The 12,019-nt window shown below is 65.8% G+C and carries 12 protein-coding genes; 2 read left to right on the top strand and 10 right to left on the bottom strand.

Going from position 1 to position 12,019, the window contains the following annotated elements; genetic code table 11:
• Nucleotides 1-149: 149 nt before the first annotated feature.
• On the top strand, nucleotides 150-746 hold the full coding sequence (locus tag VK792_RS03090) for a hypothetical protein (protein WP_326295883.1): 597 nt from the start codon (nucleotides 150-152) through the stop codon (nucleotides 744-746).
• Here the strand turns inward: VK792_RS03090 and VK792_RS03095 are convergent.
• The 3 genes from VK792_RS03095 to VK792_RS03105 form a co-directional block, all read right to left on the bottom strand.
• Nucleotides 743-2,788, bottom strand: a complete 2,046-nt coding sequence (locus VK792_RS03095; protein WP_435404824.1) for a capsule polysaccharide biogenesis protein — start codon at nucleotides 2,786-2,788, stop codon at nucleotides 743-745. The genes VK792_RS03090 and VK792_RS03095 overlap by 4 nt on opposite strands.
• On the bottom strand, nucleotides 2,754-3,902 hold the full coding sequence (locus tag VK792_RS03100) for a polysaccharide biosynthesis/export family protein (protein ID WP_326295885.1): 1,149 nt from the start codon (nucleotides 3,900-3,902) through the stop codon (nucleotides 2,754-2,756). The genes VK792_RS03095 and VK792_RS03100 overlap by 35 nt, the downstream gene beginning before the upstream one ends.
• A 95-nt stretch (nucleotides 3,903-3,997) precedes the next feature.
• Nucleotides 3,998-5,290, bottom strand: coding sequence for a capsule polysaccharide biogenesis protein (locus VK792_RS03105; protein WP_326296062.1), 1,293 nt, complete (start codon nucleotides 5,288-5,290; stop codon nucleotides 3,998-4,000).
• Between the two features lie 112 nt (nucleotides 5,291-5,402).
• On the opposite strand from VK792_RS03105, the gene VK792_RS03110 reads away from it, so the two are divergent.
• Nucleotides 5,403-5,990 (top strand): riboflavin synthase, encoded by a 588-nt coding sequence (locus VK792_RS03110; protein ID WP_326295886.1) that lies wholly within the window; start codon nucleotides 5,403-5,405, stop codon nucleotides 5,988-5,990.
• 228 nt (nucleotides 5,991-6,218) lie between these two features.
• Here the strand turns inward: VK792_RS03110 and mltG are convergent, their stop codons facing one another.
• The 7 genes from mltG to VK792_RS03145 form a co-directional block, all read right to left on the bottom strand.
• Nucleotides 6,219-7,376 (bottom strand): endolytic transglycosylase MltG, encoded by a 1,158-nt coding sequence (gene mltG, locus VK792_RS03115; protein ID WP_326295887.1) that lies wholly within the window; start codon nucleotides 7,374-7,376, stop codon nucleotides 6,219-6,221.
• Between the two features lie 4 nt (nucleotides 7,377-7,380).
• Nucleotides 7,381-8,640 (bottom strand): beta-ketoacyl-ACP synthase II, encoded by a 1,260-nt coding sequence (fabF, locus tag VK792_RS03120; protein WP_326295888.1) that lies wholly within the window; start codon nucleotides 8,638-8,640, stop codon nucleotides 7,381-7,383.
• A gap of 175 nt (nucleotides 8,641-8,815) precedes the next feature.
• Nucleotides 8,816-9,049 carry an acyl carrier protein gene (locus VK792_RS03125; protein WP_189680207.1) on the bottom strand — a complete coding sequence of 78 codons (234 nt, stop codon included), beginning with the start codon at nucleotides 9,047-9,049 and terminating at the stop codon, nucleotides 8,816-8,818.
• Between the two features lie 452 nt (nucleotides 9,050-9,501).
• On the bottom strand, nucleotides 9,502-10,239 hold the full coding sequence (fabG, locus tag VK792_RS03130) for a 3-oxoacyl-[acyl-carrier-protein] reductase (protein ID WP_326295889.1): 738 nt from the start codon (nucleotides 10,237-10,239) through the stop codon (nucleotides 9,502-9,504).
• Nucleotides 10,240-10,265: 26 nt separating this feature from the next.
• Nucleotides 10,266-11,207, bottom strand: a complete 942-nt coding sequence (fabD, locus tag VK792_RS03135) for an ACP S-malonyltransferase (RefSeq protein WP_326295890.1) — start codon at nucleotides 11,205-11,207, stop codon at nucleotides 10,266-10,268.
• An 84-nt stretch (nucleotides 11,208-11,291) separates the two neighbouring features.
• Nucleotides 11,292-11,486: a hypothetical protein gene (locus VK792_RS03140; protein WP_326295891.1), complete on the bottom strand. Its 195-nt coding sequence runs from the start codon at nucleotides 11,484-11,486 to the stop codon at nucleotides 11,292-11,294.
• A gap of 293 nt (nucleotides 11,487-11,779) precedes the next feature.
• Nucleotides 11,780-12,001, bottom strand: a complete 222-nt coding sequence (locus VK792_RS03145) for a hypothetical protein (RefSeq protein WP_326295892.1) — start codon at nucleotides 11,999-12,001, stop codon at nucleotides 11,780-11,782.
• Nucleotides 12,002-12,019 lie beyond the last annotated feature (18 nt).

The raw sequence follows: 12,019 nt of genomic DNA on the forward strand, positions 1-12,019 counted from the left end.
TCGCCTCGGCTGTTTCCACCGGCGGTGGAATGCTGCACCGTTCATCGTTGATCCGTGCGGATTTCCCCGCCAATCCCCTTCCTGATTGCCAAGCCGCGACTGTGGCGCGATAGTTTCCCTGTCAGTGAAAAATAGCCGGGGCGCCTGTCTTGGAGACACAGAAGAAGCGAGTGCCCTTTACCTTCGATCTGGGCGAAAAATGGGAACGCGCGGCGCGGGCCGTGCTGTTGGGCGCAGCCGTGTTCAGCATGCTGTCGATGGTGCCGTTTCTGGTCGAACGGTTCGGCGTGTCCTTCCTGCCCGACCCGGTGATCTTTGCCGCCACCAACACACTGCATTCGGTGCTTGCGGTCGGCATGGCGACGGCGCTGTTTGTCGCGCTGTTCATCCATCCGCCCAAGGGGCGGTTTTTCGGTGTCTTGCGGCTGACGGCCCCGGCGATCTATGCGGTGATCTTCTACGTTGGGCTGACCAGCGCGGTGCCGATGGTCTGGACAACGGTCGCAGGGGCACCGACGGTCAAGGTCGTCACCGTGTCCTCGCCCGAAGGCATGCCCACCGCACGTTGCCGGCCTGCGGTGCAATTGCGTGATTTACCGTTCCTCTTCAACCGGCTGTGCAATGTGCCGCCCGCGCTGCTGATGACGCTGTCGCCGGGCGACAAGGTGATGCTGATCGGGCGCGGGACGCGGTTGGGTGTGTTCTATGAAGAGGCGTTGCTTCTGCCACGGGGCGAAGACGTTTAGCGCCGCCACCAATGTGCCTGACTTGCGAACAGGCCCTGCACTTTCGACAAGGATCGGTTGAGCGGCCCGGGGCGCGGCACCTGACCGCTGGCCAGCCGTTCGGCCACCACCTCGACCGGGCAGGGCAGACCAGTGACCGGGTCGCGGTAGCGCGGATAGGCGATGAGCGTCGCAAACGTCAGCCCCTCAAGCGTGACACCATGCACCCGGCGGCGGTCCGGGCGCGGCATCAGGTCCCGGGTCAGGCCCCACCCCGCATAGAACGGCATTCCCACGGTCACCACGCGGCAGCCGCGCAAAAGCGCCTCGAATCCGGTCAGCGAGGTCATGGTCCAGACCTCGTCCACCGCCTGCAGCAACTGTCCGATGTCGCCCCCGTCCAACACCCTGTCGGCCCATTGCTCGGGGCGCTCTATGGTGCCTGGGCGCAGCCCTGCCACCACATCGGGGTGGGGTTTGTAAAGGATTGTCGCGTCAGGGTTCGCCGCGCGCGCCGTTTCCAGCAAAGCGGCATTGGTGGCGATCCGGTCCGTGCCCAGACGGATCGAGGCGTCATCTTCGACCTGGCCGGGCACCAGGATGCGATGTCCGGCGGGCAGTTGCGGAACAGTGCCGCCAAGATTGTATTTCGACAGACCGTCGCGCACCAGTCTTCGGCTCAGCCGGCGGGCGCGGTCGAGCTGGTCCGGGCGCAGGCCGGGGCTGTCAACGATCAGCCGCTCCAGCCGCGACGGGCGGGTTGGATCGTAGTAGATCCCCTCGGGATCGCAGACCAGCGACAGGGGCGGCACCAGGTCCGCGCCAAGACCCCGAGACCGGAGAAACCCGTCCTCAACCCGCAGAAACGGGCTGTCGGGTGCGGCTCTCGCGGCCCAGACCATGTGACGGCGATCCGGGGCATCGCCGGAAAACAGCACCGGTTTCACCGTTCCGAAGAACCCCTGCAAGGGTTTGCGTTTCCACATCCGCATGTCATGCGCGACCCAGCCCCTGCGGTCTTCGCGCCACGCCCGGGCCTGCGAGTCCAGGGCGGCCAGCACGTCTTCCAGCTCGCACAGCCGGTCGCGGTAGGGGTCGAACCACAGCGGATAAAGCATCATCGCCCCCGCGAATAACTGCGACCGGGTCAGTTGCCGCGTGCGCCGTGCGATGGGCATGTCATCGACCGTCAGGCCCCAGCCGGCATAGAACGGCTGGCCATAAACATGCGGCTTGTGGCCGGCCAGGATCGCTTCGAACCCCATTTGCGACGACACGGTATAGACCGCCGTCGCCCCTTGCAGCAGCGCCCAGGGCGATACGGGGTCCTCCAGCAGGGTGACGTTGCCGCCCGCGTCCTCGGCCCGGAAATGGCCCGCGCGGTGGCCTGCGACGGTTTCGGGGTGGGTCTTGATCACGATCCGCGCGCCGGGGTGGTCCTGTCGTGCGAAGGTCAGCATTTCCAGGAACCGTGCCCGCCCGGCGCCCGAGGCCGTGACCGAGGCATCGCCCTTGGTCTGGTCGATCACCAGCACATAGCCGGGATCGGGGCAGGGCGTCGCGGGGTCGATGCCAGAATATTTTGTCAGTTGGGCGTCCATCATCCAGGCCATCGCGGCGCGGGCGCGGGACAACAGCGCGCCATCGTCCAGCGGGTGCGTGGCCAGCAGGGTTTCCAGGTCGGATGGGCTGCGCCCGTCGAAATGCACCCCGGTCTGGTCGATCATCAGCCCGACCGGCGGTTCGCCATCGCGGCCGGGGTGCAGCGAGCGCAGAAAAGCGTCTTCGACCCGCAGAAGCGGCGTTTCGGTCTTTTCGGAAACCACCTCTCCGCGATGGGCATAGGGCGACTGGCCCCAGACCCCCACCAGATCACCCGGCCCGGGCTTGCCCAGCGTCACCTTGTAGCCCGCCAGTCGCAGGATGCGGCGCAGGCGCGGCTGGGTCAGGAACCCGCCGTTATAGACGAAAAGCCGCCGAGGGGTGTCCCCCTCGGCGGCCTCTCTGGCCCGTTTCCCGGGCAAGGGATCAGCCTCCGGTGCCGGCAGTCGTGGCCACCGCATCGGCAGCGCCGAGCGTGCCGGTCAGGGCGGCAATCGTCTTGTCCCACTGGGTGAACGGCGCTTCGGTCACGTAAAGCAGATCATCGTCGCGAACCGCGAAATCGCGCGCCATGAACATGCCGTTGGGCTCGGTCAGATCCAGAACATAGACCATGCGTTGTGCACCGATCAGGTCGGTCCGGCCCAGAACCTTGTTGGCAATATCGGCAGGTTCGTTGCGGAAGATGAACACCCCGGTCGGATCGGCCGAGGTTGTCAGCAGCCCGCCAACCTGCGCGATGGCTTCGACCGCGCTGAGCGTCTGGGTTTCAAACGGCATCCGCGATTGCGTGCCGGTGGCGCCAAGCGCCGTGAAGGCACGGGTGTCTTCTTCGACAAGGATGCGGTCGCCGCCGCGCAGGGCGATGTCCAGTTCCGGGTGCTTGTACAGGTCCTGGAACCAGACCTTGCCATTCTTGCCGCCCCGGGTGACCGTGATCTGTGCGATTTCCGGCTTGATGGAAATGCCGCCCGCGCGGGCCAGCATGGCCGACAAGGTGCGGGTCGGGCGTTCGATTGCAAAGACGCCCTGGGTGCCGACGCCCCCGACGACCGAAACGGTCGATCCGTCGCCCGCCACGCGGCGCACTTCGACCTGCGGGTCGGGTGTGGCATCGGACAGTTTGCTTGTGATGATGCGGCGGACCGCTTCGGGCGTGTTGCCCGCGGCCTTGATCCGGCCTGCGTAGGGCACGAAGACAAAGCCCGAGCCGTCAACCTGTACTTCTTCCAGGATCGCGGGGCCGCTGCCGCCGGTGCCGCTGCCGCCCAGCAGCGGGTCATCGACGTTTTCCCACACCGTCAGGCCCAGCGTATCGCCAGGGCGGATCACGTCCGATCCCAGAACGCCCGCGTTCTTGAACTCGTTCGAAAAGCCAAGCGCCGGCACAACCGAGGTCGCCCGAGTCACGCGATCATTGACCGAAACGATGAAGGCATCGCCTTCGTTCATCACCGATCCCGCGAAAATTTCACGTTTGTTCGGGCCAAGTCGCGGCAAGCCGCAAGCCGCCAGAACGGATACTGCCGCCACCAAAGCGACGGACTTCACCAGCCGGGAAGGGGTGTTTTTCACTGCTCGGTCTCCTCGACCTGTTATTATTCTGCCTCGGTTTTTCGGACAAAGTACCGAAATTCGGTTGTAAAATCCAGTACCAGGGATAGCGTCGGTCAGGTCACGACCCGCAACTGTTGCCTCGGGGCCGCGGTGCCCAGTTCCAGCGCGTCATACGGGTCATCCGGTGACAGCATCATGTCGACCACCTGGCGCAGCAATTGCCGTCGTCCGCGCGCCGAATAAAACCCGCCCGGCAACTGGCTGGTTTCCAGCAGGTATCGGCGGTAATCCTTGTAGGCGCGGTTGTCGGGCCGCGACGGCTGGGCAAAGAACTCTGCCAGTGGCTGGTCCGACACGAATTCCGGCTTGGCATAGACCGCGTCGCCGAACACCTTCAGCGGAATGCCCCGCCACAACACCTGTTGCGCGGCGGTGGAATTGACGGTCACGGCGGTGCGCGCATCGTTCAGCAATTGCGCCAGCTTGCCGCCGCGCACGTAATGCACGCGGTCCGACACCCCCAGCCGACGCGCCGTATCGCGGATCACGCCGCGCACATCGACACGCCCGTCTTCCAGCGGGTGGGCCTTGAACACAAGGTGATGATGCCCCGGCGCGCCCTTGGCAAAGCCTTCGATCACCAGCGTCAGGAACTCTGGCATGGTGGCGAAGGGGGAATGCATCTGGAAACTGCTGTCATGTTCCAGCTGCATCAACGCCAGGTGATAGGGATAGCCCCCCAGCCGGATCCGCGCGGTGGCGATCACCCGGTCGGCCCAGGCAAAGGGCATCGCCAGCAGACGCTTGACGTAAAGCTGGAACTCCTGCGTTACGGTCAGCGCGCGATGCGGGCGGAAATTGCGGAACGCGCCGTTCCGGAACATCACGAACCAGTGGTAAAGCGCGCCATAGAAGATGTGTTGCCGCATGTCGCCCCAATGGGCCGGGGGCAGCGGCGCCTCCATGTCCGACAGTTCCAGCGCCCGGCGCATGTCGTCCACGCTCATCTGCATCAGCCGGGAATTGCCGTTCGACCCGTCGCGCTCGTAGGTCACCCAATAGGGCCGCATGTAGCCTTCCTCGAAGACATGCACCCGCAACCCGCGCGCCCGGGCCTCTTGCACCGCCTCGGCATGAATCGGGCGCGTATCGCCGTAAAGCACGATGTCGGTAACGCCCTTTTCCGCCAGGATCGCACAAAACCTTGACCGCCACGTCTCGGGCGTGCCGTCAAACGCGATGAAACTGTCCCGGTCGCGCCAGAACGCCCGGTCGCCCGCGTTGAACCCCACGCGCCAGACCTGCGCGCCGGTCCGGCGCAGCATCTGCCCCAGGCGGTTGAAAAACGGCCCGTGTGGCCCCTGCAGGAACAGGAAGACCCGCGTCTGACCGGTTGCCTTGTCCATCATGCCCGATTACCTGTTGACCTCGAAACACACCGTTACCACCGGAACCCGGCGAATTTGTGGCCCCTTCTTGCGGGGGCCCGTTTGCTGCCTCTGCGAAAGGCTTTCTTGCATGTTTACCGGCATCGTCACCGATATGGGAGAGGTAAAAGACCTGGAACAGCGCGGTGACCTGCGCGCCCGGATCGGCACCTCCTATGACACAAGGACCATCGACATCGGCGCCTCGATCGCCTGCGACGGCGTCTGCCTGACCGTGGTGGCGCTGGGCGACGATTGGTTCGACGTTGAAATCAGCGCCGAAACCGTCTGCAAGACCAACCTCGATCTCTGGCAGACCGGCCGCAGGCTCAATCTCGAACGCGCGCTCAAGGTCGGTGACGAACTCGGCGGCCATATCGTGTCGGGCCATGTCGATGGCGTGGCCGAAATCACCGCGCTGCGCGACGAGGGCGACAGCACCCGCTTCACCTTCCGCGCCCCGAAAACCCTCGCCCGGTTCATCGCACCCAAAGGCTCGGTCGCGCTGAACGGCACCTCGCTCACGGTGAACGAGGTCGACGGCGACAGCTTCGGCATCAACATCATCCCCCACACCAAGGAGGTCACAACCTGGGGCACCGCCCGCGTGGGCGACCGCGTCAACCTCGAAATCGACACGCTCGCCCGCTACGTCGCGCGCCTGCAAGACAGCCTCTGACGCTCCTCTGCGGCCAGTCCGCCCCCCTGTCTTTGGTTTGACAAATACCTCGGGGGTCCGGGGGGCAGCGCCCCCGGGGCGGGGGGGGGGGGGCGCCCCCCCCCCCCCCCCCGCCCCCCCCCCCCCCCCCCCCCCCCGCCCCCCCCCCCCCCCCCCCCCCCCCCCCCCCCCCCCCCCCCCCCCCCCCCCGGCGGGTCGGATCGGGCGCAGCCCGATCCGAAACCGGCGTCACTGCCGCGCCGCCTCCAGCGCGCGGAAGGCGGCCACGTTGCGATTGTGCTCGTCCAGCGTCGCGGCAAACACGTGGCCATCCGCCGGGTTCAGCGTCTTGGCCACGAAGAACACGAACTCCGTATTCTCGGGGTCCAGCGCCGCTTCGATGCTGGCGCGGCCAGGGTTGGCGATCGGGGTCGGCGGCAAGCCATTGATGACATAGGTATTCCAAGGCGTTTCGCGCCGCAGTTCCGACTGCCGCAATCCACGTCCCAGCGTACCCTGCCCCTTGGTGATGCCATAGATCACCGTGGGGTCGGTCTGCAACCGCATCCCCTGCTCAAGCCGGTTGACAAAAACGCTCGCCACCGTGCGCCGTTCCGACGGGATCCCGGTTTCCTTCTCGATGATCGAGGCCATGACCAGCGCCTCTTCGGGGCTGTCATAGGGCAGCCCTTCAGCACGGTTGGCCCAGGCTTCGGCCAGGATGCGCGACTGCGCCGCGGTCATCCGGTCGACCACGGATTGCCGGGTATCGCCGATCCGCACCTCATAGCTGTCGGGGGCCAGGCTGCCTTCGGCGGGCAGTGCAGCCACCTCGCCCTCCAGGACGTCGACCTGGCCCAGTTCCTGCACCACCTGCCAACTGGTCACACCTTCGGCCAGCGCGATACGATAGCGCGTGCCCGCGGCGTTGCGCACCTTGGTGAAAATCTCTGGCCGCTCTGCGTCCCCCGGATCGAAGGCTGCTTTCTCGACATAGCGCCCGCTGGCCGGGTCCAGCTCTCGCACCTGAACCTCGGCCCGGGTAATCCCGACCCGGTAAACCACCTCGGTGCCGCAGGTCGACGCCCCGCCCCGGGTCACCACGTCCAGGATTTCCTCCATCGACGCGCCCGGCCGTACAAGATAGCTGCCCGCCTTCAGGTCCTGGCTCTTGCCGGCATAGTCCGCCGCCACCCGGAACAACATGTCGCTGGTGATCGCCCCGTCCTCGGACAGCGCCTCGGACACGCGGCGAATGTTGGTGCCGCGGTCAACCTGCACGCAGATCGCCTCGGCCAGCGGGCCGTCAGATGTGTATTGCGACTGTGCCCACAGCAGCAAGCCCCCGAAAAGGAAGACCACGATGACCATGAAAGTCATCGCGTTCGAGGCGATGTGACGCCACATGCGGTTACTCCACCTTGCCGAAGATCACGCTGGCATTGGTGCCGCCAAAGCCGAAGCTGTTGGACAACGCATAGGTGATCTCACGTTCCTGCTTGGCGTTGGGCGCCAGGAAGACTTTCGACTCAACCGCCGGCGTGTCCAGGTTGATCGTCGGCGGCGCCACCTGGTCGCGGATCGCCAGGATCGAGAAGATCGCTTCGATCGCGCCCGCTGCTCCCAGCAAATGCCCGGTGGCCGACTTGGTCGAGGACATGGTCACCTTGGCCGCCGCATTGCCCAGAAGGCGCTCCACCGCGCCCAGTTCGATCACATCGGCCATGGTCGACGTGCCATGCGCGTTGATATAGTCGATGTCCGACGGCTGCAGCCCGGCATGGTCCAGCGCAGCCTTCATCGACCGCTCGCCGCCCTCGCCATCCTCGGATGGCGCAGTGATATGATAGGCATCGCCCGACAGGCCATACCCGCAGACCTCGGCATAGATCTTCGCCCCGCGCGCCTTGGCGTGTTCGTATTCCTCCAACACCACGACGCCCGCGCCCTCGCCCATGACGAACCCGTCGCGGTCCGCGTCATAAGGCCGGCTGGCGGTTTCCGGCGCGTCGCCGCGCTTGGTCGACAGCGCCTTGCAGGCATTGAACCCGGCAATCCCGATCTCTGAAATCGCGGCCTCGGCGCCGCCGGCGATCATCACGTCAGCATCGCCGTACTTGATCAGCCGCGACGCGTCGCCAATTGCATGCGCCCCGGTCGAGCAGGCCGTCACCACCGCGTGGTTCGGCCCCTTGAAGCCAAAGCGGATCGACACCTGCCCCGAGATCAGGTTGATCAGCGCACCGGGGATAAAGAACGGCGACACCCGCCGCGGCCCCTTGTCCCGGATCAGATAGGCGGTTTCGGCAATCGCGTTCAGCCCGCCGATGCCCGATCCGATCATCACGCCGGTGCGGCGGCGGCTTTCCTCGTCCTCGGGCATCCAGCCCGAATCCTCGACCGCCTGCTGCGCCGCGGCCATGCCGAACAGGATAAAGGTGTCGACCTTGCGCTGTTCCTTCTTGTCCATCCAATGGTCGGGATTGAACGTGCCGTCGGTACCGTCACCATAGGGCACCTCGCAGGCATAGGTGGTGGCCAGGTTGCTGGCGTCGAACCGGGTGATGGTGCCCGCGCCCGATTTCCCGTCCAGAATGCGGGCCCAGGTTTCCTCGACCCCGCAGGCCAGAGGGGTGACAAGCCCCAGACCGGTAACAACGACACGACGCATGATCTGCCCTTCTCTCAACGTATTTCTGAGTTTTGCTCTTACCGCGCTTGCCCGCTCCTGGGCAAGGCCCGCGGGCGCAACCGGCAACCGGCTGCGCAGGAAACCGCGGCAAACAAACAAAAAGGACGGCACCCGGCAGGGCGCCGTCCTCTTTATCCGGTCAGACGACCCGCGCTCAGGCGGCTTCGCTGATGAACTTCACCGCATCGCCGAAGGTCTGGATGGTCTCGGCTGCGTCATCGGGGATCTCGATGCCGAACTCTTCTTCGAAGGCCATCACCAGTTCCACGGTGTCGAGGCTGTCAGCGCCCAGATCGTCGATGAACGAGGCATTCTCGGTCACCTTGTCTTCTTCCACACCGAGGTGCTCAACCACAATCTTCTTAACGCGATCTGCGACGTCGCTCATTGTCTATCCTCACAGTCTTGTCGAACCTACCGGCCCGGTTTTGCCCCCGCCCTGCGGAGTGGCGTCTGATTGCCCTCGACGGGCGCTTGTTGACCCGTCAAGCGGGACAGGCCAAGGCACGCAACGCGCCCCCCGGCTGAAACTCCTGCGCGCTATAGCATGTCTGCGCAGGATGGCAAATGCTTTCACGACCGAACCGGGGGAGAGCAGCAATTGCCTGGAAATCCCGCCCGGAGAAAGATCCGCAAGGCCGCCACAGCAACCGCCGTCCCGGCGCGCAGCCCCCCTGCCCCGCAGGGATCGCCTCCCTGATTCCCCCGCCCGGGGCGCCCCCGCGCCCCGACACCCCCAGTCTTTGGTTTTCCAAATACCTCGGAGGTCTGGAGGCAGCGCCTCCAGGCGCGGCACAGCCGCGCGCGGATCGGATCGGGCGCAGCCCGATCCGAAACCGCTCAGATCATCGCCATGCCGCCGTTCACATGCAGCGTCGAGCCGGTGACATAGGCCGCCTCGTTGCTGGCCAGGTACAGCACCGCCGCGGCGATCTCCTCGGGCATGCCCATGCGGGCCGCGGGGATCTGGGCGTTGATCTTCTCTTTCTGCTCGTCGGTCAGCTTGTCGGTCATCGCCGTGGCGATGAAGCCAGGCGCCACCGCGTTCACGGTGATCCCGCGGCTCGCGACCTCGTAGGCCAGCGACTTGGACATGCCGACCACCCCCGCTTTCGAAGCGGCATAGTTGCCCTGGCCGGGGTTGCCGGTCGCGCCCACCACGGACGAGATGTTGATGATCCGCCCCCAGCGCGCCTTCATCATACCGCGCAGCACGCCCTTGCACAGTTTGAACGTGGCGGTCAGGTTGACGTCGATCACCGACTGCCATTCGTCGTCCGACATCCGCATGAACAGGTTGTCGCGGGTGATGCCGGCATTGTTCACCAGGATGTCCAGCCCCCCCATCGCCTCGGCCGCCTGCTTCGGCAGCGCCTCGACCGCGGCCATGTCGGACAGGTTGCAGGGCAGCACAACGGCCCGGTCCCCAAGCTCCGCCGCCAAAGCCTGCAACGGCGCTTCGCGCGTGCCCGACAGGCCAACCGTCGCCCCGGCGCCGTGCAGCGCCTTGGCGATCTCGCCGCCGATCCCACCCGATGCGCCGGTCACCAGCGCGCATTTTCCCGTCAGATCAAACATCTGAAATCCTTTCCCAATCTATCGGCTCATCCCGCCAGCGCAGCGGCGGCGGCCTTGACATCGTCTGCGGTGTTGACCGCGTGAGTGGCCAGCGATTTGTCGATGCGCCGCACCATGCCGATCAGCGCCTTGCCCGCGCCCAGTTCCCAAACCTCGGTCACGCCCTTCGCGGCCATGGCCATCACCGATTCGCGCCAGCGCACCGAGCCCGTCACCTGCTCGACCAGCAAAGACCGGATGACGGTCGGGTCACTGACCGCATCGGCGCGGACGTTGGCGATGAGCGGTACTTTCGGGGCGTGAATATCGACATCGTCCAGGGCTTCGGCCATGACGCCGGCGGCGGGCGCCATCAGGGAGCAATGGAACGGTGCGCTCACCGGCAGCAGCAGCGCGCGGCGCGCACCGGCGGCCTTTGCCAGTTCAACGGCGCGTTCGACGGCCGCCTTGTCGCCCGAAACCACCACCTGGCCGGGATCGTTGTCATTGGCGGCAGCACAGACCTCGCCTTGCGCAGCCTCTTCGGCCACCTTGCGCACCGCCCCCAGATCCAGCCCCAGAAGCGCCGCCATGGCGCCCTTGCCCACCGGCACGGCCTCTTGCATGGCGCGGCCGCGGGTGCGCAGCAGGCGCGCGGCATCGGAAAGGCTCAGCGCCCCGGCGGCGGTCAGCGCGGAGTATTCGCCCAGCGAATGGCCCGCGACATAGGCGGCGGCCTCGATCCCCACGCCTTCGGCTTCCAATGCGCGAACCACGGCCATCGAGGTCGCCATCAGCGCGGGCTGGGCATTGGCGGTCAGGGTCAGGGTTTCGATATCCCCGTCCCAGATCAGCGACGACAGGCGTTCACCCAGCGCCTCGTCGACCTCGTCGAACACCGCGCGGGCCGCCGGATAGGCATCTGCCAGGTCCTTGCCCATGCCGATGGTCTGTGCCCCCTGACCGGGGAAAAGAAACGCGCGGCTCATGATCCGTCCTCTTCGTTGCTGTGGTCCGTCCCTTGGCGACTTCCCTTAGCCGCCCGGGACGCGCCATGCAACGCCGCGGAAGGATCACGCCCGGATCGCGCGGCACACCCCGTCACGCAGGCGGCTGCCCAGCAACAGATCAACGGCCAGCGCAATCATGGCGACAAGCCAGGTGTCGACCAGCCTGTGCGGATGCGACAAAGCGGCGAACAGGATCAACTGCGCGACAGTAAAGAAGACAAGGGCTGTCCCCAGCGCCCACAGGACGACAGAGGGCACAGACGGCGGCTCGGGCAGGGACACAGGTTCCCTCGCCCCGAGAGTCGCGGACTCCGGGATAGACATACTCGTTACCAGACATGATCGTTACCAAAACACGGCAAGGATCCTGCCGAATTCGGGCGAAAATATGGACGATCCGGCGATCAACATGAAATTTTACGCGAATTGGCGTCTATCCACGACAAGGGCACAACTCAGGATTAGCGCCCTACGCACACCGCTCAGCCAAAAAGAAAGGGCGGCGCCACGTTCGGTGGTCACTGCCCTGTCAGGCGGGGAGGATTTGGGAATCAGATGCGGCGCAACCGCGCCATCGCGGTCAGGCCCCAGCCGCCCAGCGCCATGAACAGCGACAGGCCAAGCTTCATGAGCGAGACTTCGGGAAACGGGTCCAGCCCGGGGGTTAGCCACAGCCCCACGGCGGCGATCATCAGTGCCAGTCCCGCCAGCCCGATGGCGATCCGTGCCGGGATGCCGGGCCCCTGCGGGGAATTTGCCGAGAGCATTGCCATTGTCTGCCTCCTGCGATC

This window comes from Mesobacterium hydrothermale (assembly GCF_035818635.1).
Taxonomy (GTDB): Bacteria; Pseudomonadota; Alphaproteobacteria; order Rhodobacterales; family Rhodobacteraceae; genus Mesobacterium_A; species Mesobacterium_A hydrothermale.

Bases quoted from the DNA above. Each gene is read 5' to 3' on its own strand.
- VK792_RS03095 (WP_435404824.1), bottom strand. From the start codon at position 2,788: ATGCGGTGGCCACGACTGCCGGCACCGGAGGCTGATCCCTTGCCCGGG.
- VK792_RS03105 (WP_326296062.1), bottom strand. From the start codon at position 5,290: ATGGACAAGGCAACCGGTCAGACGCGGGTCTTCCTGTTCCTGCAGGGG.
- VK792_RS03110 (WP_326295886.1), top strand. From the start codon at position 5,403: ATGTTTACCGGCATCGTCACCGATATGGGAGAGGTAAAAGACCTGGAA.
- mltG (WP_326295887.1), bottom strand. From the start codon at position 7,376: ATGTGGCGTCACATCGCCTCGAACGCGATGACTTTCATGGTCATCGTG.
- fabF (WP_326295888.1), bottom strand. From the start codon at position 8,640: ATGCGTCGTGTCGTTGTTACCGGTCTGGGGCTTGTCACCCCTCTGGCC.
- VK792_RS03125 (WP_189680207.1), bottom strand. From the start codon at position 9,049: ATGAGCGACGTCGCAGATCGCGTTAAGAAGATTGTGGTTGAGCACCTC.
- fabG (WP_326295889.1), bottom strand. From the start codon at position 10,239: ATGTTTGATCTGACGGGAAAATGCGCGCTGGTGACCGGCGCATCGGGT.
- fabD (WP_326295890.1), bottom strand. From the start codon at position 11,207: ATGAGCCGCGCGTTTCTTTTCCCCGGTCAGGGGGCACAGACCATCGGC.
- VK792_RS03145 (WP_326295892.1), bottom strand. From the start codon at position 12,001: ATGGCAATGCTCTCGGCAAATTCCCCGCAGGGGCCCGGCATCCCGGCA.